Source organism: Stenotrophomonas sp. YJH_SMC_16, from assembly GCF_059367875.1.
In genome coordinates this window covers 38,939-62,400 of sequence record NZ_JCAFRH010000010.1, presented here as the reverse complement: position 1 = coordinate 62,400, position 23,462 = coordinate 38,939, and the positions used below count along the sequence as shown (strand labels likewise).

At 67.6% G+C, this 23,462-nt stretch carries 18 protein-coding genes and 1 tRNA gene; 14 read left to right on the top strand and 5 right to left on the bottom strand.

Translation table 11 applies throughout. From position 1 onward, the window contains the following. Nucleotides 1-20 precede the first annotated feature (20 nt). From AC5P6E_RS18445 to AC5P6E_RS18410, 8 genes are all read left to right on the top strand, one after another. Nucleotides 21-632, top strand: a complete 612-nt coding sequence (locus AC5P6E_RS18445; RefSeq protein ID WP_010482937.1) for a DUF998 domain-containing protein — start codon at nucleotides 21-23, stop codon at nucleotides 630-632. A 105-nt stretch (nucleotides 633-737) separates the two neighbouring features. Beyond that, complete coding sequence (gene leuS / locus AC5P6E_RS18440; protein WP_329835866.1) at nucleotides 738-3,380, top strand: leucine--tRNA ligase; 2,643 nt, start codon at nucleotides 738-740, stop codon at nucleotides 3,378-3,380. Between the two features lie 136 nt (nucleotides 3,381-3,516). Continuing rightward, nucleotides 3,517-4,101 carry an LPS-assembly lipoprotein LptE gene (locus tag AC5P6E_RS18435; RefSeq protein WP_010482940.1) on the top strand — a complete coding sequence of 195 codons (585 nt, stop codon included), beginning with the start codon at nucleotides 3,517-3,519 and terminating at the stop codon, nucleotides 4,099-4,101. Between the two features lie 9 nt (nucleotides 4,102-4,110). Beyond that, nucleotides 4,111-5,148 carry a DNA polymerase III subunit delta gene (gene holA, locus AC5P6E_RS18430; protein WP_010482943.1) on the top strand — a complete coding sequence of 346 codons (1,038 nt, stop codon included), beginning with the start codon at nucleotides 4,111-4,113 and terminating at the stop codon, nucleotides 5,146-5,148. A 3-nt stretch (nucleotides 5,149-5,151) separates the two neighbouring features. After that, nucleotides 5,152-5,817, top strand: a complete 666-nt coding sequence (gene nadD / locus AC5P6E_RS18425) for a nicotinate-nucleotide adenylyltransferase (protein WP_010482945.1) — start codon at nucleotides 5,152-5,154, stop codon at nucleotides 5,815-5,817. A 58-nt stretch (nucleotides 5,818-5,875) separates the two neighbouring features. After that, on the top strand, nucleotides 5,876-6,286 hold the full coding sequence (rsfS, locus tag AC5P6E_RS18420; RefSeq protein ID WP_005418109.1) for a ribosome silencing factor: 411 nt from the start codon (nucleotides 5,876-5,878) through the stop codon (nucleotides 6,284-6,286). Nucleotides 6,287-6,350: 64 nt separating this feature from the next. Then, the gene (rlmH, locus tag AC5P6E_RS18415; RefSeq protein ID WP_005418108.1) at nucleotides 6,351-6,821 is read left to right on the top strand and encodes a 23S rRNA (pseudouridine(1915)-N(3))-methyltransferase RlmH; all 471 of its coding nucleotides are present in this window, start codon (nucleotides 6,351-6,353) and stop codon (nucleotides 6,819-6,821) included. A 22-nt stretch (nucleotides 6,822-6,843) separates the two neighbouring features. Continuing rightward, a tRNA-Asn gene (locus AC5P6E_RS18410) sits at nucleotides 6,844-6,920 on the top strand. Nucleotides 6,921-7,047: 127 nt separating this feature from the next. Here AC5P6E_RS18410 and AC5P6E_RS18405 read toward each other — a convergent pair. The 4 genes from AC5P6E_RS18405 to AC5P6E_RS18390 all read right to left on the bottom strand — a co-directional run bounded on the left by AC5P6E_RS18405 (nucleotide 7,048) and on the right by AC5P6E_RS18390 (nucleotide 13,242). Then, on the bottom strand, nucleotides 7,048-8,469 hold the full coding sequence (locus AC5P6E_RS18405) for a basic amino acid/polyamine antiporter (RefSeq protein WP_019338629.1): 1,422 nt from the start codon (nucleotides 8,467-8,469) through the stop codon (nucleotides 7,048-7,050). A gap of 138 nt (nucleotides 8,470-8,607) precedes the next feature. Further along, a complete protein-coding gene (locus AC5P6E_RS18400; RefSeq protein WP_019338628.1) occupies nucleotides 8,608-11,445 on the bottom strand; it encodes a TonB-dependent receptor in 2,838 nt (945 codons plus the stop codon). A 191-nt stretch (nucleotides 11,446-11,636) separates the two neighbouring features. After that, a complete protein-coding gene (locus AC5P6E_RS18395; protein WP_019338627.1) occupies nucleotides 11,637-12,287 on the bottom strand; it encodes an energy transducer TonB in 651 nt (216 codons plus the stop codon). Between the two features lie 217 nt (nucleotides 12,288-12,504). Next, entirely contained in the window at nucleotides 12,505-13,242 is a 738-nt protein-coding gene (locus AC5P6E_RS18390; protein WP_006382138.1) for an SIMPL domain-containing protein, read from the bottom strand. A gap of 131 nt (nucleotides 13,243-13,373) precedes the next feature. On the opposite strand from AC5P6E_RS18390, the gene AC5P6E_RS18385 reads away from it, so the two are divergent. The 4 genes from AC5P6E_RS18385 to tldD are packed head-to-tail and all read left to right on the top strand — an operon-like array spanning nucleotide 13,374 to nucleotide 20,853. Further along, nucleotides 13,374-13,982 carry a Maf family nucleotide pyrophosphatase gene (locus tag AC5P6E_RS18385; RefSeq protein ID WP_029379848.1) on the top strand — a complete coding sequence of 203 codons (609 nt, stop codon included), beginning with the start codon at nucleotides 13,374-13,376 and terminating at the stop codon, nucleotides 13,980-13,982. After that, a complete protein-coding gene (rng, locus tag AC5P6E_RS18380) occupies nucleotides 13,975-15,462 on the top strand; it encodes a ribonuclease G (protein ID WP_010482960.1) in 1,488 nt (495 codons plus the stop codon). Before AC5P6E_RS18385 ends, rng begins: the two co-directional genes overlap by 8 nt. Before the next feature lie 30 nt (nucleotides 15,463-15,492). After that, a complete protein-coding gene (locus tag AC5P6E_RS18375; protein WP_019338625.1) occupies nucleotides 15,493-19,347 on the top strand; it encodes a YhdP family protein in 3,855 nt (1,284 codons plus the stop codon). A gap of 60 nt (nucleotides 19,348-19,407) precedes the next feature. Further along, the gene (gene tldD / locus AC5P6E_RS18370) at nucleotides 19,408-20,853 is read left to right on the top strand and encodes a metalloprotease TldD (RefSeq protein ID WP_019338624.1); all 1,446 of its coding nucleotides are present in this window, start codon (nucleotides 19,408-19,410) and stop codon (nucleotides 20,851-20,853) included. Nucleotides 20,854-20,894: 41 nt separating this feature from the next. Here the strand turns inward: tldD and yjgA are convergent, their stop codons facing one another. Beyond that, complete coding sequence (gene yjgA / locus AC5P6E_RS18365) at nucleotides 20,895-21,482, bottom strand: ribosome biogenesis factor YjgA (RefSeq protein ID WP_019338623.1); 588 nt, start codon at nucleotides 21,480-21,482, stop codon at nucleotides 20,895-20,897. A 68-nt stretch (nucleotides 21,483-21,550) separates the two neighbouring features. On the opposite strand from yjgA, the gene pmbA reads away from it, so the two are divergent. Together pmbA and AC5P6E_RS18355 are read left to right on the top strand one after the other, a co-directional pair. Then, entirely contained in the window at nucleotides 21,551-22,918 is a 1,368-nt protein-coding gene (pmbA, locus tag AC5P6E_RS18360; protein ID WP_019338622.1) for a metalloprotease PmbA, read from the top strand. Nucleotides 22,919-23,005: 87 nt separating this feature from the next. Further along, the gene (locus tag AC5P6E_RS18355) at nucleotides 23,006-23,377 is read left to right on the top strand and encodes a DUF4870 domain-containing protein (protein WP_010482972.1); all 372 of its coding nucleotides are present in this window, start codon (nucleotides 23,006-23,008) and stop codon (nucleotides 23,375-23,377) included. Nucleotides 23,378-23,462: the final 85 nt, after the last annotated feature.

The window sequence follows — 23,462 nt, the reverse complement described above, 5'->3', positions numbered from 1 at the left end:
CCGTTCTTTCCGGAGCCTGCATGTCGTCCCTGTCCCCGTTGCTGCGCCTGTCCGGCCTGTCCGGCCTGGTCGCCGCGCTGCTGTTCGTGCTGGCGGTGCTCGGTTTCGGTGCCGGCCTGGACGGCTACGCGCAGGCCCGCCACCCGGTAGCGCTGCTGGGGGCACAGGGGGTGCCGCATGCGCTGGCCTTCAATCTGCTGGGCTTCGTGCTGCCGGGGCTGCTTGCGGTGGTTGTGGCCGAGTGCCTGCGCCGCAGGCTGCCGGCAACCGCCGGCTGGGCGCCGCGGGTGGGCAGCCAGATGCTGCTGCTGGCCGGGTTGGCGTTCGCCGCGATGGGGTTGCTGCCGCTGGATGTGGACGACCTGCACGGGCCGGCCAGCCAGCTGCATGCCAGCGCCTGGATGATCTGGGTGCTGGGTTTTGTCGCCGGGACCTTGTTGCTGGGCACGTCGCAGGTGCGCCAGGCGCATGGGCGCGCGCTGGGCGCCGTGGCGCTCGCCTGTGGCGTGCTGGCCGCGCTGGCGGCGTTTGCCCTGCAGGGCGTGCTGCCGGCGCCGCTGGCACAACGGCTTGCGTTCGCCTGCTGGGCGGTCTGGCTGGCCTTGGCGCTGCCACTGTCGCGACCGCGCTGAGACCGCCGCCGGACGCCCGCGGCGCCGGCATCCGGCAGGCAGGATTGGAGACGTTTGCCGCACTGCGGTACGCTGTACCGCTTTGCCGCCGCAACCGCGTGTTCCATGACCAGCGCTGAAACCAACGCCTACGACCCGCAGCAGGTTGAATCCGCCGCCCAGCAGTACTGGGACGCCACCCGTGCCTTCGAAGTCGACGAGACTTCGGACAAGCCGAAGTACTACTGCCTGTCGATGCTTCCGTACCCGTCCGGTGCGCTGCACATGGGCCATGTGCGCAATTACACGATTGGCGACGTGATCAGCCGCTACAAGCGCATGACGGGTCATAACGTGCTGCAGCCGATGGGCTGGGACGCGTTCGGCTTGCCGGCGGAAAACGCCGCGATCAAGAACAAGACCGCGCCGGCGGCGTGGACCTACAAGAACATCGACCACATGCGCAGCCAGCTGAAGTCGCTGGGCTATGCCATCGACTGGTCGCGCGAGTTCGCCACCTGCCGCCCGGACTATTACGTCCACGAGCAGCGCATGTTCACCCGCCTGATGCGCAAGGGCCTGGCCTACCGCCGCAACGCGGTGGTGAACTGGGATCCGGTCGACCAGACCGTGCTGGCCAACGAGCAGGTCATCGATGGCCGCGGCTGGCGCTCCGGCGCCCTGGTCGAGAAGCGCGAGATCCCGCAGTGGTTCCTGCGCATCACCGATTACGCCCAGGAACTGCTGGACGGCCTGGACGAGCTGGACGGCTGGCCGGAATCGGTCAAGACCATGCAGCGCAACTGGATCGGCCGTTCCGAGGGCCTGGAAATCCAGTTCGACGTGCGTGATGTAGACGGCGGCATGCTGGATCCGCTGCGCGTGTTCACCACCCGCCCGGACACGGTGATGGGCGTGACCTTCGTGTCGATCGCCGCCGAACATCCGCTGGCGCTGCATGCGGCGAAGAACAACCCGGAACTGGCCGCGATGCTGGCCGACCTGAAGCAGGGCGGTGTGTCCGAGGCCGAGCTGGAAACCCAGGAAAAGCGCGGCATGGACACCGGCCTGCGTGCGCTGCATCCGGTCACCGGCGAGCCGGTACCGGTGTGGGTCGCCAACTTCGTGCTGATGGGCTACGGCACCGGTGCGGTGATGGCCGTGCCGGGCCATGACCAGCGCGACAACGAAGTGGCCAACAAGTACGGCCTGCCGATCAAACAGGTGATCGCGCTGAAGGATGCGCGCACCGAAGAAGAGCGCACCTGGGATGGCAGCCGCTGGCAGGACTGGTACAGCGACAAGAGCCGTGCCTTTGAACTGGTGAATTCGGCCGAGTTCGACGGCCTGGACTTCCAGGGCGCCTTCGAAGCCCTGGCCGAACGATTCGAGCGCAAGGCCCAGGGCCAGCGTCGCGTCAACTACCGCCTGCGCGACTGGGGCGTGAGCCGCCAGCGTTACTGGGGCTGCCCGATTCCGGTGATCTACTGCGCCAAGTGCGGCGCGGTGCCGGTGCCGGAAGAGCAGTTGCCGGTGGTGCTGCCGGAAGACGTGGCGTTCGCCGGTACCGGCTCGCCGATCAAGACCGACCCGGAATGGCGCAAGACCACCTGCCCGGACTGCGGCGGCGCAGCCGAGCGCGAGACCGATACCTTCGACACCTTCATGGAGTCGAGCTGGTACTACGCCCGCTACACCTCGCCGGGTGCCCGTGACGCGGTCGACAAGCGCGGCAACTACTGGCTGCCGGTCGACCAGTACATCGGTGGCATCGAGCACGCGATCCTGCACCTGATGTATTTCCGCTTCTACCACAAGCTGCTGCGCGACGCGCGGATGGTGGACAGCAACGAACCGGCGCGCAACCTGCTGTGCCAGGGCATGGTGATTGCCGAGACCTACTACCGCCCGAACCCGGACGGCTCGAAGGACTGGATCAACCCGGCCGATGTGGAAGTGCAGCGTGACGAGCGCGGCCGCATCACCGGCGCCACCCTGATCGCCGACGGCCAGCCGGTGGTGGTTGGTGGCACCGAGAAGATGTCCAAGTCGAAGAACAACGGCGTGGACCCGCAGGCGATGGTCGACAAGTACGGCGCCGACACCGTGCGCCTGTTCTCGATGTTCGCCGCGCCGCCGGAACAGTCGCTGGAGTGGAACGAAGCCGGCGTGGATGGCATGGCCCGCTTCCTGCGCCGCCTGTGGGCCCAGGTGCAGAAGCATGCTGCCGACGGTGCCGCTCCGGCACTGGATGTTGCAGCACTGGATGCCAACCAGAAGGCACTGCGCCGCAAGACCCACGAGACCATCGGCAAGGTCGGTGACGACTATGGCCGCCGCCACAGCTTCAACACCGCCATTGCCGCGGTGATGGAACTGATGAACGCGCTGGCCAAGTTCGAGGACGGCAGTGCGCAGGGGCGTGCGGTGCGCCAGGAAGCGCTGCAGGCCGTCGTGCTGCTGCTCAACCCGATCACCCCGCATGCCAGCCATGCCCTGTGGCAGGTGCTGGGCCACGGCGAGACCCTGCTGGAAGACCAGCCGTTCCCGCAGGCTGATGCCGGTGCGCTGGTGCGCGACGCGCTGACCCTGGCCGTGCAGGTCAACGGCAAGCTGCGTGGCACCATCGACGTGGCGGCCGACGCCGCGCGCGAGCAGGTCGAGGCACTCGCCCTGGCCGAGCCCAACGCGGCCAAGTTCATGGAAGGCCTGACGGTGCGCAAGATCATCATCGTGCCCGGCAAGATCGTGAACATCGTCGCCGCCTGATGTACCCCGCACCGGCCACCCGTATGGTGGCCGGTGCCATTCCGGTGCAGGGCCAGGCGTATGATGGCCCTGCATTCACGCGGCTTCGGGCACGCTGTGTGTTGCCGTGATCGCCCGGCTCCGCCAGACTGTCTCCATGACCCGAATCCTGCTTGCTCTCGTTCTTGTCCTCGGCCTTGCCGGCTGCGGTTTCCATCTGCGCAACAAGCTGATGCTGCCGACCGACACGGCACCGGTGAAGGTGGTTTCCACTGCGCCGTACAGCGAACTGGTCAAGCTGCTCAACCGCAGCCTGCTGGCGTCCGGCGCCAGGCTGGCCGATGAGGACAGCAAGGAACCCAGTACCCAGCTGCAGGTGCTGTCCGAACGCTGGGGCGACCTGCCGATCGCCATCGACTCGCAGGGCCGTGCGCAGGAATACAGCCTGCGCTACGCGGTGATCTTCATCTTCCGTCGCGAAGACGGCAGCGAGCTGGTGCCACAGCAGGTGATCGAGCTGTCGCGCGACTACGTGTCACCGCCGACCGACGCCACCGGTACCACCACCGAACGTGAAATCCTGGCCAATGAACTGCGCCGGGAAATGTCCGCCTCGATCATCCGCCGCATCGACAGCGTGGTGCGTGCCGAGATCGAGAAGGGCGGCAGCCTGTCGGCGCCGAAGGACAAGCCGGTTGAAGGTGCGGAGCCGGCCGAACCGGTCCCCGCAGCCAAGCACTGAGCCGCGACGATGGAACTGCGTCCGGAGCAGCTGGCCAGCCAGGGCGCTGATACCGCGCTGGCGCCGGCCTACCTGATTGCCGGCCCGGAAACCCTGCGCGTGCTTGAGGCGGCCGACGCCATCCGCGCGCGCGCGCGCGCCGCCGGCATCGGCGAGCGGGAAGTGTTCGACGCCGATGGCCGTGATTTCGACTGGAACCAGCTCGACGCCAGCTTCAACGCGCCCAGCCTGTTCAGCGCCCGCCGCCTGGTCGAGGTGCGCCTGCCCAGCGGCAAGCCGGGCAAGGACGGGGCCGAGGTGATCAGCCAGTTCTGCGCCAATCCGGCGCCGGACGTGGTGCTGATGATTACCGCCAACGAATGGAGCAAGGCCCACCAGGGCAAGTGGGCCGAGGCGGTCAACCGCATCGGCGTGCTGTCGGTGGCCTGGGCGATCAAGCCGCACGAATTGCCGGACTGGATCGAGCGCCGCCTGCGTGGCAAGGGCCTGCGCGCGGACCCGGCCGCCGTGCAGCGCCTGGCCGAGCGGGTGGAAGGCAATCTGCTGGCTGCCGCCCAGGAAATCGACAAGCTGGCGCTGTTGGCCGACGGCCAGCCGCTGGACGTGGAACGGATGGAATCGCTGGTGGCCGACGCCGCGCGCTATGACGTGTTCCGGCTGGTGGAGGCGACGTTCTCCGGGCAACCGCCGGCGGTGCTGCGCATGCTGGCCGGCCTGCGCGGCGAGGGTGAGGCGGTGGCTGCACTGATGCCGATGGTGATCCGCGAACTGCTGGCTGGTGCAGGCCTGGCCCGGGTGCAGGCCCGTGGCGGCAACCTGGCCGCCGAAATGAAATCGCGCGGCATCTGGGAATCGCGGCAGGCGCCGTACAAGCGCGCGCTGCAGCGGCATCCGGAAAGCAAGCGCTGGGAGCGCTTCGTGGCCGAAGCCGGGCTGGTCGACCGCATCGCCAAGGGGCGCGCCGACGGTGATGCCTGGCTGGCGCTGGAGCGCCTGCTGGTGGCCGTGGCCGAACCGCGTGCCGTGCGCCTGCTGGCGCGGGCCTGAGCAATGAGTCTGCGGATCTATTACGGGGGCACCTTTGATCCGGTGCACCTCGGGCACCTGGCGATCGCGCGGGCTGCCCGTGACGAACTGCAGGTTGCCGTGCGCATGCTGCCGGCCGCCGATCCGCCGCACCGGGCCGTGCCAGGCGCCACGGCCGAGCAGCGCTGCACCATGCTGTCGCTGGCCATCGGCGACGAACCGGGTCTGCTGCTGGACCGTCGCGAGCTGGACCGTGCAGCGCGTTTCCCCGGTCGGCCGTCCTACACCGTGGACACCCTGCGCGAGCTGCGTGGCGAGCTGGGTCCGAGCCGGCCGCTGGCCTGGCTGGTCGGCGCCGACAGCCTGCTTGGCCTGTCCCGCTGGCACGAGTGGGAGGCGCTGTTCGGGCTGGCTCATTTCGTGGTGGCGGAGCGCCCGGGCAGCCCGTTGCAGGCTGCGGTGGATGGCGAGCTGGGCCGGGCGCTGGAAGGGCGCTGGGCCGACACCGAGCAGGCCCTGTTCGCCAGCCCGGCCGGGCGCATCCTGCGCCTGCACCACCCGCTGCGCGAGGAATCGGCCAGCGCCGTGCGTTCGCAGATCGCCGGCGGCGGCCCCTGGCGCGCCCTGCTGCCACCCGGCGTGGCGGACTATGTGGCTGCACACGGGCTGTACCGCCCGGCCACAGCGTGAATGGCGTAGCGGCGCCATCCCCGTATAATCGCCCCCACGTTTATCGAGTCGATCCACTTTGAGCAACCAGACCCAGCCCCAGACCATCAAGGTCGATCTGCCCAGCCCGCCGCCGTCCGTGCCGGAACTGCTGGCCAGCGTCCGCCAAGCCACCGAAGACCTGAAGGCCAAGGACCTGGTCGAGATCGACGTGCGCGGCCGGTCCAGCGTTGCCGACTACATGATTGTCGTTTCGGGCACCTCGACCCGCCACGTCAAGTCGATTGCCGATGAAGTGGTGCGCTTCGCCAAGAACATCGACGTGATGCCGCTGGGCGTGGAAGGCGAGCGTGAAGCCGAGTGGGTGCTGGTCGATCTGGGCGACGTGATCGTCCATGTGATGCTGCCGCGCGTGCGTGAGTTCTACGCCCTCGAGCGCCTGTGGACCGTCGGCGACCAGCCGCCGTCCAGCGACGACGAAGTGGCTTGAGCCACGCGTTGATGCATCCCTTCGACGGCGCCGATGGCGCCGTCGACGTTTTGGAGGACCGTTGATGAAAGCCCGCCTGATCGCCACCGGTGAACGCGCCCCCAGCTGGGTGGCGCAGGGCTTCGCCGAGTACCAGAAGCGGCTGTCGCACTGGCTGCCGTTCGAGCTGGTGGAAATCGAGCCCGGCCTGCGCGGCAAAGGCCGTGATCCGCGCCGCGCCACTGAAGATGAAGGCAAGCGGGTGATCGCTGCGCTGCCGAAGAATGCCTATGTAGTGGCGCTGGATGTGCCGGGTCGCCAGCTCAGTTCCGAACAGCTGGCACAGCGCCTGGAACACTGGCGCGGGCAGGGCAGGGACCTGGCGTTCCTGATCGGTGGCCCGGAAGGGCATTCGCCGGAAGTCTCCGCGCTGGCCGACGAGAAGTGGTCGATCGGACCGCTGACGCTGCCACACATGCTGGTACGCCTGGTGGTGGCCGAGCAGTTGTATCGGGCTGCCGCAATGATCGCCAATCACCCCTACCATCGCGCGTGAAGAGTGGTTATACTAGTCGTCTGCCCGAATAGCTCAGCCGGTTAGAGCACTTGACTGTTAATCAGGGGGTCGTTGGTTCGAGTCCAACTTCGGGCGCCACCTTGAGAAACCTGCATCGCGAGATGCAGGTTTTTTTTGCGTCTTTGTGGAGTCGAGCTTGCTCGACTGTTGTTGTGGAGCCGAGCCGTGCTCGGCTGCCTGTGCGAAGCCGAGCGTGGGCTCGGCTCTACAGTGGCAGCGCTCCTCGCCAGAACGCCACCAGCGTGGCGATCGCCACGATCAGGATCGCACCGAACAGCACCCATTCCCAACGCGTGAATACCCGCTCGCCGCGTTGGCGCCGGGTCAGTGCGAACAACACCACGCCGGGCACGTACAGCAATACCGACAGCAGCAGGTTGTCCAGGCCACCGGCATACACCAGCCACAGCGCATACGCACTGGCCAGCACTGCCACCCCGAAATCACGCCAGCGCACACCCGGCTCACCGGCATAGGCCTGCCCGCGCCAGGCCAGCTGCACGCCGAATGCCGTGGACAGGAAGTAGGGCACCAGGCTCATCGATGCGGCCAGCAGCACCAGCCCGGTGTAGCTGCCGGAACTGACCAGCACCAGCAGCAGGAACAACTGGATCAGGCCGTTGCTCAACCACAGTGCATTGGCCGGCACGCCGCGCGCGTTCTCACGGCCAAGGAAGGCGGGCATGGTGCCGTCACCTGCGGCGGCATAGAGCACTTCGGCGCACAGCAGCACCCAGGCCAACAATGCACCGAGAACGGAGATGATCGAGCCGATGATGATCACCGTCGCGCCCCATTCGCCGACAATGGCGCGCAGCACATAGGCCATCGACGGATTGGGCAGTCCGGCCAGTTCCGCCTGCGACAGCACGCCCATCGACAACAGGCTGACCAGCACCAGCAGCAGCCACACGCCAAGGAAGCCGATCACCGTGGCGCGACCCACGTCGGTGCGGCGTGCCGCGCGTCGCGAATAGATGCTGGCCCCTTCGATGCCGATGAACACCCACACGGTCACCAGCATCATGCCGCGCAGCTGCTGGCCAAGGTCGCCGAGTGCAGGCGTGCCGAGGAAATCGGCGCGGAACACGTCCATGCGGAACGCGCCGGCGGCCAGGATCAGGAACAGCGCGATCGGCAGCAGCTTGGCCACGGTCACCAGGCCGTTGACGATGGCTGCGGTGCGCAGGCCACGCAGCACCAACAGGTGCACCGTCCACAACAGCAATGACGATGCGGTCACGGCGGCCGGGGTATTGCCTTCGCCGAACACGGGCATGAAGTGGCCAAGGCCGCTGAAGATCAGCACGAAGAAGCTGGCGTTGCCGAGCACCGAGGCAACCCAGTAACCCCACGCAGCGGAGAAGCCGATGTAATTGCCGAAGCCCTCGCGCGCGTATGCGTAGATGCCGGTATCGAGATCCGGTCGACGGTTGGCCAGCGCCTGGAACACGAAGGCCAGCATCAGCATGCCCGCGCCGCTCACCGCCCAGCCAATCAGCGCGGCGGCCGGACCGGCGCTGCGCGCTACGTTCTGCGGCAATGAAAAGATACCGGCGCCGACCATCGAGCCGACCACCAGTGCAGTCAACGCGGGCAGGCCCAAGCGCTGCGATGTCGCGGCCATGGAGATCCCCTGCGGCGGTGATGCCGCGTGCACACGGTAGCCCTGTGCCCGTGAACATGCCTGCAAGGGGCAGAACGACGAAGGCCCGGGCAGCTGCCCGGGCCTTCGAAGTTGTTGCGTTGAAGCGTGTTGCCTGTATTACTTGAAGGTGTACTTGGCACCGACGGTGAAGTAGCGGCCGATGGCACCACTGAAGTGCATCGGGTTGTAGTTCACGCCGCCATAGGTCAGCGGATCCAGCGGAGCAATTCGGTCGAAGACGTTCTCGACCGAAGCATTCAGCTCGAACGCTTCGGTGATTGCCCAACGGCCGGAAAGGTCGAAGGTGGTGAACGAAGAGATCTTCTTCACCGGCGATCCATCGGCATAGAAGAACTGGTACTTGCCGCCGCGCTTGTCAGTGTTTTCCATGCTGGAGATGTAGTTGGCCACGCCGCTGACACTCCACGGGCCCTGCTTCCAGGTGGTACCGAAGTTGATGCGGTCCTTCGGCGTGCCGATGCAGTTGGTCACGTCGCAGTTGCCGTGCGTGCCCAGGAAGTCATCGGTGCTGGTACCGCTGGTGCGCTCGAACTTCAGCAGGTGGCTCCACTGCAGATCCATCTCCAGCTGGCCCGGGCCGATGTCGAAGGTCTGGCGGATGTCGGTGTCGATACCGCGAACGCGCGAGGAACTGGCGTTGATGTAGGCGGTGTTGACGGCCAGGATGCTGCCGGTACCGGCGACGCCGTTGAGCAGGTTGTTGTCGCGCAGGACATTGCCAGCCCGGATCGCATCATCGGTATCGCCCTGGGCGATCTCGTTGGTGCGCTTGATTTCCCAGGCATCGACGGTCAACGAGGTGGAGCGGGTGGGCTGCAGCACGATACCCACCGAGTAGCTCTTCGACTCTTCCGGCTTCAGGTCCTTGTTCGGGCGGGTGATGATCGCAACCGACTGCGAGCCGCAGTCGTCCGGCGAAGCACCCGGGGCCGGGTTTTCACCGTCCGGGCAACGGATCGGATCCGAGGCAGTGGAGAAGGCGGCCAGGCCACCATCGCCGTTCTCGGCCGGGTTCGGCGCACGGAAGCCTTCGGCGTAGCTGGCGCGCAGGGCGATCCAGTCGGCCGGCGTCCACTTCACACCCAGCTTCGGCGTGGCCTTGCCTTCACCGCTCTCATACTTGTCGTAGCGCAGTGCAGCGGACAGTTCCAACTGCTCCAGCACCGGTGCCGACAGTTCGACGTAACCGGCGTACACGTTCTGCGTGCCGTCATAGGCCGAGTAGCCCAGGCCGATGATGTCACCCGTGTCGGTGTAGGTCTGCGGGGTCAGGCTGTTGCTGGTCTTGCGCCACTCAGTACCGATCGCCAGGCCCAGCGGGCCACCCTTCAGGTCCATCAGGCTGCGCGACACGGTGAAGTCGAACATGTCCAGGCTGGACTTGGCACGTGCGCTGATCTTCGGCGAGATGTAGTCGTACAGCGCCTGGGAGTTCAGGTTGGCGTTGTCGCCGATGCGCCATACGCCACCGGCACAGTTCGCGTCACCCAGTGCACACTTCACGGCGCTGTAGCGCAGGAAGCCGGTGCGCTCGTTGACCAGGTCGGTGCCCGAGTGCAGGTAGGCGGTGTCGTAGCTCCAGTCACCCCAGTTGCCCTTGACGCCGACCAGGAAACGATTGAACTCGTTGGTGTTGTCGGTCACGCGGGGGCCGACGTCCCAAGCGCTGTAGCGCAGGCGCAACGGGCCGGTACCGAGGCCGGCAGGCCGGTCAGGATGATTGGGGCCAAGCACCACGGCGCCCGGACCGCTGTTGCCGTTGACCGGGCCGCCGGGATAACCCCAGCCGCCGGACGCGGCGGACGGCGTGTTGCTGAAGGTGGTTTCCTTCTTCGAGTAGCCGATCTCGGTGTAGATTTCGCCACCTTCACCGAACGCGAAGCTGGCGCGGCCGAACACATTGACGTACTTCTCTTCCGGCGAGATGTCGCGATACAGCTGTGCCGGATCCCACAGGCAGCCCTGCGCGGCGACCGAAGCGTCGGTCTGGCCACCGATGGTGGTCAGACCCTGGCAGCCAGGCAGTGGCACGAGGGTGGCCGGATTCGTGTCGGTGACATTGCGGTCGTCGTACACCGAGCCATTGGGACCAACGCCGCCGCGGGTCTTGCCGCTGAGGAAGGCGCCACCCAGGAACTGGGCATTGTTGCCATAGCCCCACTGGCGGGTGTCGCCGGTACCGATCCACTTGCGGTTCTTGCGGTCGCTGATCTTGATTGCGTCGCTCTTGCCGACATCCAGGCTGAAGAAGGCGTTCCATCCGTCGGTGGCCATGTCGCCGGTACCGGCGGTCAGGGTCGCTTTCTTGGTATCGCCATCGCTGTCGCCGGACAGGCCGTAGGAGCCGCGAAGGATCGCGCCCTGGAAGTCGCTGCGCAGGATGATGTTGACCACGCCAGCGATGGCGTCGGAGCCATAGATCGCCGAGGCGCCGTCCTTCAGCACTTCCACGCGTTCAACGGCGTCGAGCGGGATGGTGCTCAGGTCGGTGAAGACCTTCTGGCCGTCATCTGCCAGGCCGTAGGTGGCCATGCGGCGACCATTCAACAGGACAAGGGTTGAACCCGCGCCCAGGCCACGCAGCGAAATGCCGGCGCCACCGCCGGCGAAGCCGTTGCCGAACGATTTGGGAATAGAGCCGGCGCCATTGGCGGTGATGGTCTGCAGGTACTCGGCAACCGTGGTCTTGCCGGTGCGGTCGATTTCCTGGCGGGTCACCACCTGCACCGGGGACGGTGTTTCAGTGTTGGTGCGCGGGATGTTCGAACCGGTGACCGTGATGCGGTCCAGGTTGGTGGCCTTCTCCTGCGCGAAAGCGGAGGTGGAAGCCACGGCGCCAACCAGCAGCAGGGTGCCGCCGGTAAGGATATGGGTGATGGACGATGCCAGGGTGGTGCGGCGGCGGCTGGCGGGCCGTTGGATCAGGTGTTTCACAGCTTCTCTCCTAACTGGAAAACCGTAGCGTTGAGGGCTGTCTCCGGTAGATTCCGGGACGGACCAATCTAGGTTTCCGGCGGGTGACGAAGTCGTGAATTTTTGCTTAATCAATAACAGTTGATCCTGTTCCGTCCGTGCCCGCCCGGACGGAAGGGCCGGCCCGGCAGATGGCCGGGCCGGCGATCACTTCAGTCCGGCAGCGAGAACTGCACCGGCACCATGCCGATGGCCGGCACGGCCACGCCATCACGCTGGGCCGGCTCGAAGCGCCAGTGCCTGAGCACCTGCTGGCGTGCGGCCTGGTCCAGGCTGCGCGAGCCACTGCTGCGCTCGATGCTGACCACCGCCGGCTGCCCGTGGGTGTCCACCTCTACCCGCAACAGCACCGTACCCTGCTCGCGGTTGCGCAGTGCCGCCAGCGGGTAGGCCGGCGGCGGGGCGCTGCGGTATTGCAGCTGGGCGCCGGCCAGTGGTGTGGCGGTATCGATGCTCGGTGCGAGCTGGGGCGGGGCCGGTTCGGCGGCCGGCAGTGCGATGCCCTGGGTTTCCTCTACGGTCGCGGTGGGTGCGGGCAGCGGCGGTACCACCGGCTGCGTCCGCGGTTTGGGCACCACCTGGACGATCTCTTTCGGCGGGATCGGAACCGGCGGCGTGGGCGGTGGCGGGATCTTCTCGATCAGCCTGACCGCAGTCTTGTCACGCGGGACCTGCACAGCCTGGTAGGTCGCCGGGATCAGCAGCAGCAGGAAGGCCAGCAGATGCAGGGCGATGGCCGCGCTCCAGGCGGCAACGCGGGCGGGGTCGAACTGCGGGGATGCAACGGGATACGTACGAACCATGGTCCACCTCCATGCCAGTGACGAAGTCCTCAACGCACCAGGGCCCGTGGCGGGGTTGCCGCACGCGGCTGGCAGTCCATCAGTAGCGCGACATGGCGGCCACTGCCTAGAGGCAGGGGGGCGATCGTTGGGCTGGCCTTCAGCCAGTGCCGGCTGCGGACATGAAAAAAGGCGGATCCCCTGCGGGATCCGCCTTTGCCGGCAATGACGAACGGGATCAGCGACCCAGTTCGAACACCACGTCCAGGTTGACCGAGACGGTCGATTCACCCGGTGCGACCGGGGTGGCCTTGTCCATCGCCGCGCCGGCCGACATGGCCCGCATCATCGGCATCGGGCGGTAGCCGCCGCCGGCGTTCTCGGAAATGCTGACGATGCGGCGCACCTGCAGGCCCAGCGACTTTGCATAGGTCTGGGCGCGGGCCTGGGCCTTCTTCAGTGCAGCCAGGCGGGCTTCGTCATAGACCGGTTCCGGCTGGTCGATCTCGAAGCTGGGGCCATTGATCTGGTTGGCGCCCTGCGCAGCCAGTGCGTCCAGCACCTTGCCCAGCTTGGCGATGTCGCGCACCTTCAGGCTGACCGTGTTGCTGGCCTGGTAGCCGGTGATCTTCGGCGCTTCGTTGTCGGCATAGCGGTACTGCGGGTTGAGGCTGACGCCACTGGTCTGCACGTCGCGCTCGGCGATGCCGGCGGCCTTGATCGCGGCCAGTACCTTGTCCATCTGCTGGGCGTTCTGGCGCATGGCGCTGTTGCCATCGGCGGCCTGGGTGACCACGCCGGCCGACAGGGTGGCCACGTCCGGCACGCGGGTGGCCTCGGCGTTGGCCGAGATGTTCAGCAGGGTGCCTTCGGCCGGAGCGGCGATCGACGGCGACGACGGGGCAGCATGGGCGGTCATCGAGGTTCCAAGGGCGAGGGACAGGGCGAGCAGCAGCGGGGTGGCGGTCAGGCGCATGGAGAACTCCTTGTTGTGCCGTTGAGGGTGGTGTCGTAGCGATGAACGCGCTGTGAGCCCGTTCGGGGTTGAGCGCGTTCCAGAACGGGTTGCCGACGATTCAGGTGGCAGCCTCAGGTTATGCTGTGCCGATGCTCTACCTTGCTTCCCGCTCCCCCCGACGCAACCAGCTGCTGGCCCGACTCGGACGCCCCTTCCAGGCCTTGGACCTGGAGGTCGTCGAGCAGCGCGCGCCCGCTGAAAGCGCCGAACAGTATGTCTGCCGGGTCGCCGCCGACAAGGCGCGCGCCGGCCTGGCCCGGGTGCTGGCCGATGACCCGCAGGCGCGGGTGCTCGGTTCGGACACCGAGGTGGTGCTGGACGGCGACGTGTTCGGAAAGCCCACCGACGCCGCCGATGCGCGGGCGATGCTGGCGCGTCTTGCCGGGCGTACCCATCAGGTGATGACCGCGGTGGTGGTGGTCGGCGCGGACGGGCTGGACAGCGAGCTGGTCATTTCTGAAGTGACCTTCGCCCCGATCGACGCCGCCGACATCGCCGCCTACGTGGCCACCGGCGAACCGCTGGACAAGGCGGGGGCCTACGCCATCCAGGGCGGGGCCGAGCGCTGGATCGAGCACCTGTCCGGGAGTTACTCCGGGGTGATGGGGCTGCCGTTGCTGCACACCGATCGTTTGCTGGCGCGCTGTGGCGTGCCAGCCCCCACTGCCGATGCCGCCAGGGAGGCTGCCGATGTCTGAGGAAATCCTGGTCAATGTGACCCCGCGCGAGACCCGGGTCGCGGTGATCGAAAATGGCATGCTGCAGGAACTGCACATCGAGCGCGGCTGGCGCCGGGGTGTGGTCGGCAACATCTACAAGGGCAAGGTACAGCGGGTGATGCCCGGCATGCAGGCGGCCTTCGTCGAAGTCGGGCTGGAGCGTGCCGCGTTCCTGCACGCCAACGACGTGGTGCGGCCGGCGCCGGTAGCCAGTGCCGACACCGAGAACACCACGCTGCCGCCGCCGTCCAGCGTGCCGATCGTCGAGCTGCTGCGCGACGGCCAGGACATCGTGGTGCAGGTGGTGAAGGATCCGATCGGCACCAAGGGCGCCCGCCTGACCACCCAGATCAGCATTCCCTCGCGCTACATGGTGCTGCTGCCGCAGTCCAAGGTGGTGGGCGTGTCGGCGCGCATCGAGGATGAAACCGAGCGTGCGCGCCTGAAGGCGCTGGTGACCGAACTGTCGGCGCAGCACGGGGGCTACGGCTACATCGTGCGTACCAATGCCGAGGGCCAGCCGGCCGAAGCCATCGCCGAGGACATCGCCTACCTGTCGCGCGTATGGAACGTGGTCGAGCGTCGTGGCCGCGAAGCGGCCTCGTGCAGCAACATCTATGAAGACCTGAGCCTGCCGCTGCGATCGGTACGCGACCTGATCCGCAAGGACGTGGACAAGGTGAAGGTGGACTCCAAGGAGACCTTCGCGCAGTTGCAGGCCTTTGTTGCCAAGTACATGCCGGTGCTGGCGGAGAAGATCGAGCTGTACAGCGGCGATCGCCCGATCTTCGACATGTTCGGGGTGGAGGACGAGATCGGCCGCGCGCTGGACAAGCAGGTGCCGCTGAAATCCGGTGGCTACCTGGTGATCGACCAGACCGAGGCGATGACCACCATCGACGTCAACACCGGTTCGTTCCTCGGCCAGCGCAACCTGGAAGAGACGGTGTTCCGCACCAACCTGGAAGCGGCACAGGCGGTGGCACGGCAGCTGCGCCTGCGCAACCTGGGCGGCATCATCATCATCGACTTCATCGACATGGATGATGCCGAGCACCGCCGCCAGGTATTGCGTACGCTGGAAAAGGCGCTGGCCCGTGACCATGCCAAGACCACGGTGTACGACTTCTCGCCGCTGGGCCTGGTGGAGATGACCCGCAAGCGCACGGTGGAAAGCCTGGAGCGCCAGCTGTCGGAAACCTGCCCGCAGTGCAGCGGCCGCGGCAGCATCAAGACCACCGAGACGGTGACCTACGAGATCTTCCGCGAGATCACCCGTGCCGTGCGCCAGTTCGATGCCGCGCGCCTGCTGGTGATCGCCTCGACCAAGGTGGTCGCGCGCATCACCGACGAGGAATCCGCGGCGGTGGCCGAGCTGGAGGAATTCCTCGGCAAGAGCATCCGCTTCCAGGCGGACGAGCAGTACCTGCAGGAGCAATTCGATGTTGTTCTGCTCTGATCCTCGCCGGCCGCAGGCCGGCGGTGGCCGATGAGCGCGCCGCCGCGCCTGCGACTGCGAAGGATCCGCCGTCATTTCATTGCCGCCTGCGCGGTGGGCCTGGTCGGGCTCGCACTGCTGGTGGGCACCCTCAGCCAGCTGCTGCCGCTGGCCGAGCGCCATCCCGACAGGATTGCCGCCTGGTTGAGTGAACGCGCCGGCCAGCCGGTGCGTTTCGACCAGTTGCAGACGGCCTGGACCCGGCGTGGTCCGCTGCTGCAGCTCAAGGGCCTGCGCATTGGCGCCGGCCAGGGCCTGGCGATCGGCGAGGCCGAGGTGCTGGTATCGATGTACAGCGGGCTGCTGCCCGGCCGCTCGTTGACCGAACTGCGCCTGCGTGGCCTGGCACTGGACCTGCAGCAGGGCGAGGACGGCCGCTGGTCGGTGCGTGGCCTGCCGCAGGCCGCCAATGGCGGGGACCCGCTGGATGCGCTGCGCCGTCTGGGCGAACTGCAGGTGATCGGGGGCCGCCTGGGCGTGCATGCGCCGGGGCTGGGGATCGATACCACGCTGCCACGCATCGACGTGCGCCTGCGGGTCAATGGCGACCGCCTGCGTGTAGGCGTGCGCGCCTGGGCCCAGACCGAAGCGCTGCCGTTGACGGCGGTGCTGGACGTGGACCGCGTGCGCGGCAACGGCCAGGCCTGGCTGGGCGCCGATCCGGTCGATTTTCATGCCTGGTCGCCGCTGCTGGCGGCCGGCGGTGTGCGCCTGCGCGAAGGCAAGGGCGAACTCAACCTGTGGCTGACCCTGCGCGATTTCGCGCCGGTGGCGGTGACCACCGATTCGGACCTGCGTGATGTCCGCATCGATGGCGCACCGATGCCCGCGATGGCGGCTCCGCAGCTGCAGCTGCAGCGGTTGCAGGCACGCCTGCGCTGGCAGCGCCAGGCCGATGGCTGGGCATTGCAGGTGCCGCGCCTGCGCCTGAAAACCGAAGAAGGCGAGCAGCAGCTCGATGGCCTGCAGCTGCAGCTCGGCAAGCAGCTGCGGGTCAGTTCTCGCGAAGTGCAGGCCGGCATCGCGCTGCGTGCGCTGGCCCTGAGCGATCGTCTTGAACCGGGCCTGCGTCGCTGGCTGTTCCTGTCCAGGCCGCAGCTGGACGTGCGCGAGCTGCAGCTGGCGGGCGAACGCGATGGCCCGCTGTGGGCGCAGGGCGAACTGCAGTCGCTGGGCTTCGCCAGCGTGGGCAATTCGCCCGGCCTGCGCGGCCTGGGCGGGCGCTTCGAAGGCGACGCGGATGGCTTCAGCCTGCAGCTGCAGTCGCAACGCCAGCTGCAGTTCGATTGGCCGACCGGCTTCGGCGTGCGCCACGATCTGCACCTGGCGGGCCAGGTGGTGGGCTGGCGCGATGAAGGCGGTGGCTGGCGCATCGGCACGGCAGCGATGCGCGTGGAAGGCACCGATTATGCGGCGGACGTGCGCGGTGGTGTCTGGTTCCAGGGCGACGGTACGCGGCCGTGGCTGCAGCTGGCGGCCAAGCTGGACGACGTGCCGATGACCGCGGCCAAGCGCTTCTGGATCCACTCCAAGATGAGCAAGGGCGCCACCGACTGGCTGGACATGGCGCTGGCCGGTGGGCAGGTGCGCAACGGCATCGGCCTGGTCAGTGGCGACCTGGACGACTGGCCGTTCGACAACAACGATGGCCGCTTCGAGGCGACCGGCCATATCACCAATGGTGACATCCGCTTCCAGCACGACTGGCCGTTGATGCGCCAGGTCGATGCCGATATCGCCTTCATCGGCCCCGGCTTCGACATGCACGGTCGCGGCGATCTGGCCGGCGTGGCGGTGCAGAAATTCGAGGCGGGCATCCAGGATTTCGGGCAGCAGCCGCTGTACGTGCGTGCCGATGCGCAGAGCGAGGCCGGCAGGCTGCTGGCCATGCTGCGGCAGAGCCCGCTGCACAAGGATTATGGCGACACCCTGGACAACCTCACCGCTGCGGGCCCGGCGCATGTGACCTTCGATCTGCTGCAGCCGCTGCACCACGATGAAGGTGGCGGCCACCTGCAGGGAACGGTCGATCTGGCCGGCGTGAAGCTGGTCGACAAGCGCTTCCAGCTCACCTTTGACAACATGCACGGGCAGGCGCGCTACAGCAACGGCGGTTTCGGCGCCGAGGAACTGGCGGTGCGCCACCTCGGCCAGGACGGTCGTCTGAGCCTGCGTGCCGGTGGCTACGTGCACGACAGCAAGCTGGCCTTTGAATCGCAGTTGTCGGCCAACCTCGATGCTGGCGTGCTGATCGACCGCGCGCCGGAAATGGCGTGGCTGAAGCCCTACATCGCCGGCACCTCGCCGTGGACCATCGCGGTCAATCTGCCCAAGGTCGCTCCGGGGGCGCCTGCGCCGCCCAGCGAGCTGCGGTTGAGCTCCGATCTGGTCGGGACCCGGCTGGACCTGCCGGCGCCGCTGGACAAACCGGCTGCCGAGCCGTTGGCGACCACCGTGGCTGCACAGCTGCCGATGGGGGCCGGCCGCATCGACGTGGCGTTCGGCCAGCGCCTGGCGCTGGCTGCGCGCAGCCACAACAACCAGACGGGTGTGCAGGTGACGCTGGGCAGCGACCATGCCGATCGCGAGCCGCCACCGAGCGGACTGTCCGTGAATGGCCGCAGCCCGACCCTGGATGCGCTGGAGTGGATCGGCCTGGCCCGTGGTGGCAACGACGATGACGGCATGCCGCTGCGTGCGGTGGACGTGCAGGTCGGCAAGCTGATGCTGATCGGTGGTGTGTTCGAGCAGACCCGGTTGCAGCTGCGCCCGGGAGCGCAGGCACTGGATGTACGCCTGGACGGCCCGTCGCTGGCCGGGCGCCTGACCGTCCCCAATGCAGACGGCGGCACCATCAGTGGCCAGCTCGACCGCGTGCACTGGCAGTCATTGCCGGCGGCTCCAGGTGTACCGGCCGCACCGGCACGGGTACAGGCAGGCGCCAACGACATGGACCCGGCCAAGCTGCCGCCGTTCGCGCTGGACATCGCCGACCTGAAGTTCGGCAAAGTGGTGCTGGGCCAGGCGGTGCTGCGTACGCGGCCGCTGGCCAATGGCCTGAACGTGGATGAGCTGCGCTTCCGTGCGCCCGACCAGGAGATCGACATCAGCGGTCGCTGGCTGGGCCGCACCGGTGGTGCCCGCACCGAACTGACCGCGCAGGTGCGCAGCGAGGACCTGGGCGGACTGATGCAGAACCTCGACTACGGCGGCCAGCTGCGTGGCGGTTCCGGCCAGGCGCAGCTGCAGGCCACGTGGAGTGGGGGGCCGTCGGACTTCCAGCTGGGCAACCTGCAGGGCCGCCTGGACCTGCACGCACGCAACGGCCAGCTGCTGGAGCTGGAGCCGGGCGCCGGCCGCGTGCTGGGTCTGCTCAGCGTGACCCAGCTGCCGCGGCGCCTGATGTTCGACTTCCGCGACTTCTTCTCCAAGGGCTTCGCGTTCAACCAGATCGACGGCAGCATGCAGTTCGGCCAGGGCATGGCGCGCACAGACAAGGTGCTGATCGAAGGCCCGGCAGCCAACATCACCATCCGCGGCCAGGCCGACCTGCGCAACCAGCAGTTCGACCAGACCATCGACGTCAACCCGCGCGCAGGCAATCTGCTGACCGTGGTGGGGGCGGTGGCCGGTGGCCCGGTGGGGGCGGCGCTGGGCGCGGCCACCAATGCGGTATTGTCCAAACCATTGGGCGAGATTGGCGCCCGTACCTACAAGGTGACCGGTCCATGGAAGGAACCGAAGGTGGAAGTGATCGAGCGCAGCCGCGACAAGGCTCCGCCACCCGCGCCGGCACCGGCGCCGGCCATTCCGCCGACCGTCACCGGCCTGCCGCGCGCGCGTTGAGCGCGGCTTTCCTGTTCACGGGGCTTGCCTGAGCGCCCCCGCATCCCCAGATCGAGAACCATGACTGATATCGCCCTGACGCTTGCCCAAGACCGCCTGCTGCGCCCTGGCGGCCTGGATACCGCTGGCCTGGAGCACACCTTCGGGCAGCTGCTCGGCCCCGGTGTGGACTTTGGTGACCTTTACTTCCAGCACGCCCGCCGCGAGAGCTGGAGCGTGGAAGACGGCATCGTCAAGGACGGCGCGCATTCCATCGAGCAGGGTGTGGGCGTGCGGGCGATTTCCGGCGAGAAGACCGGTTTCGCCTACTCCGACGACATCCATGCCGATGCGCTGCGGGTGGCGGCGCAGTCGGCGCGCGCGATCTCGCGTGAAGGTGGTGCCCAGACCGGGCGCTCGCTGCTGCGCGGCAACGCGCGCGCGCTGTACCCGGCGCTGGACCCGATTGATGGCGTCGGCAACGAGGCCAAGGTCGAGGTGCTCAAGCGCCTGGACGGCTACCTGCGTGCTGCCGACCCGCGCGTGAAGCAGGTGATGGTCAGCCTGTCCGGCGGCGTCGATACGGTGCTGATCGCCCGCAGCGACGGCGTGCTGGGCGCCGACGTGCGCCCGCTGGTGCGCCTGAACGTGCAGGTGATCGTCGAGCACAACGGCCGTCGCGAGTCCGGCTATGCCGGTGGCGGAGGTCGCTATGGCTATGAGGAGCTGTTCGCCGACGGCCGCCCGGAAGCCTTCGCCCGTGAGGCGCTGCGCCAGGCGCTGGTGAATCTTGAAGCGGTACCGGCACCGGCCGGCGTGATGCCGGTGGTGCTGGGCCCGGGCTGGCCCGGTGTGCTGCTGCATGAAGCGGTCGGCCATGGCCTGGAGGGCGACTTCAACCGCAAGGGCACCAGCGTCTACGCGGGGCGCATCGGCGAGCGCGTTGCCGCCCCGGGCGTGACGATCGTCGATGACGGCACGCTGGATGGACGCCGTGGTTCGTTGAACATCGACGACGAGGGTCATCCCAGCCAGTGCACCACGCTGATCGAGGACGGCATCCTGGTCGGCTACATGCAGGACAGCCTCAACGCGCGCCTGATGGGCGTGGCGCCGACCGGCAATGGTCGCCGCGAATCGTTCGCGCACATGACCATGCCGCGCATGACCAACACCTACATGCGCGCCGGCCAGCATGACCCGCAGGAGATGATCCGTTCGGTGAAGAAGGGCCTGTACGCGGTCAACTTCGGCGGCGGCCAGGTCGACATCACCAGTGGCAAGTACGTGTTCTCGGCCACCGAGGCCTACCTGATCGAGGACGGCCGCATCACCACGCCGGTGAAGGGCGCGACCCTGATCGGCAACGGTCCGGAAACCATGCAGAAGGTGCGCATGGTCGGCAACGACCTGGGCCTGGACGAGGGCGTGGGTATCTGCGGCAAGGACGGGCAGAGCGTGCCGGTGGGTGTCGGCCAGCCCTCGTTGCTGATCGAGGGCATCACCGTCGGCGGTACCCAGGCCTGAGCCGGGCGATGGCCAGTGCCACCGCCCCTGCCGGCGAGGACTCAGTCCTCGTCGGCTTCGTCGGTTTCAATGGGGGCGGCGTCTTCGGCGCTGGCCTTCAGGCCCAACGCGGCCGGCAGCATCAGGGCACGCAGCACCTGGAAAATTTCGCGGTAGGCGCGCGGCGGCTTGTTCTTCGCCTTCTCGGCCTGGGCATTGCGCACCAGCGTGCGCAGCTGCTGGCGGTCGGCCTGCGGGTAGTCGTCCAGCAGTGCCGCCAGTGCCTTGTCACCCTCGGCCAGCAGGCGCTCGCGCCAGTCTTCCGCGCGGTGCATCATCGCCACTTCGCGGCGGCCGGTTTCGCTGTTGGCGTCCAGGGCATCGCGGATCGCATCCAGCGTGGCGTCTTCTTCGCGGCGCATGTGCTTGGCCAGGAACGCCAGCTGGCGCTTGTGGGCGATGTGGGCGGTGATGCGCTTGCACTCGGCGATATGCGGCAGCAGGTCTTCCGGAATCGGCAGGCGCGCCAGCTGGGCCGGGGTCAACGACACCAGCTTCTCGCCCAGGGCCAGGACGTCGAGCGCATCGCGCCGGTTCTGGCTGCGGCTCTTGTCGTGGAATTCACCGGTTTCTTCGTCGCGTCCGCGCATCGTTCCTACCTGATCTCAAAAAAAGTCGCCCGGCGTGATGCCGGGCCCAACCCGTACAGGATAAAGCATTGAACGTGATCGCCCCTGAAGTCGCTGTCGGCGACGACAGCCCGGCCCGGCTGGAACGGCTGGCCGACCTTTCCCAGCAGCTGCTCGACCGTGCCCGGGCGCTGGGCGCCAGCCAGGCCGAGGTCAGCTGCAGCGAGGACCGTGGCCTGGAGGTCAATGTCCGCCTTGGCGAGGTTGAGACCGTGCAGTCCACCCGCGACCGCGGTATCGCCGTCACCGTCTATTTCGGCCAACGCAAGGGCAGCGCCAGCACCGGCGACCTGAACGAGGCCAGCCTCACCGCCACGGTCGAGCAGGCCTGCGCGATCGCCCGCCATACCGAGGACGACCCGGCCGCCGGCCTGGCCGAGGCGGCGCTGATGGCGACCGACTTCCCCGACCTGGACAGCTGGCATCCCTGGGCGCTGCAGGCCGACGAGGCGGTGGACCTGGCCCTGGCCTGCGAGAACGCAGGTCGTGAGGCCGATGCGCAGATCCGCAACTCCGACGGCGCCTCGGTGTCGAGCATGCAGAGCCTGTCGGTGTACGCCAATTCGCATGGCTTTTTCGGCCGTGAGCGTGGCACCCATCATTCGGTGGGCTGTGCGCTGATCGCCGGCCAGGGCGATGGCATGCAGCGCGATGGCTGGTACACCAGTGCGCTGGCCCGCGAGGACCTGGAGGAGGTGGGCCTGGTCGGTCGTCGTGCCGCCGAGCGTACCGTCGCCCGCCTGCAGCCTCGCTCGATGGCCACCGGCAGCATGCCGGTGCTGTTCGCCCCGGAAGTCGCGCGCAGCCTGGTCGGTCACCTGCTGTCGGCGGTGTCCGGCGGTGCCCTGTACCGCCAGGCCAGCTTCCTGCTGGACAGTGTTGACCAGCAGCTGTTCCCGGACTGGATGCAGATCGAGGAACTGCCCCACCTGCGCCGTGGCCTGCGCTCGGCCGCCTTCGACGGTGACGGCGTGGCCACCCGTGCTTCGGCCCTGGTCCGTGACGGCGTGCTGCAGCGCTATGTGCTGGGCAGCTACTCGGCGCGCAAGCTGGGCCTGCAGACCACCGCCAATGCTGGTGGCGTGCACAACCTGCAACTGGCCGCCAACGCGGGCTCCCTGCAGGAGATCGCCCGCCAGATGGGCGATGGCCTGCTGGTGACCGAGCTGATGGGGCAGGGCGTGAACGGGGTGACCGGCGACTACTCGCGCGGTGCCGGCGGCTTCCGGGTCGAGAATGGCGAGATCCAGTACCCGGTGGATGGCATCACCATCGCCGGCAACCTGCGCGAGATGTTCAGCAGCATCGAAGCGGTCGGCAGCGACGTCGACCCGCGCTCGCACATCCGGACCGGTTCGATCCTGCTGGGGCGGATGACCATCGCCGGTAATGATTGATGGCGTCGATGGCGTAAGCTATGCCCGCCTGACGCAACCAGCTTGGTGCTGGTGGGTCAAGACCACCCAATGAAAAGGAGTTTTGTCGTGAGCGAATTCGATAACGTCCCGCCGCCGCCGGCCACCACCGACGTGCCGGCCGACCAGCGCACCATGGCCCTGGCTGCCCACCTGCTGGGCATCTTCACCGGCTTCATCGGCGCACTGATCATCTGGCTGATCAACAAGGACGATGCTGGCAAGGCTTTCGTGACCGACCAGGCCAAGGAAGCCCTGAACTTCCAGATCACCGTGACCATCGCCATGGTCATCAGCATGATCCTGACCATCGTGATCATCGGCGTCTTCCTGGCCCCGATCGTCGGCATCATCAGCCTGGTGTTCAGCATCATCGCAGCGGTCAAGGCCAACAACGGCGAAGCCTATCGCTACCCGTTCGCGCTGCGCCTGATCAAGTAATACCGGCTGCATGCGGAACTGAAAACGCCCGGCATTGCCGGGCGTTTTCATGTGCGGGGAGCGACGGGCGGTGCCCGGCGAGCGA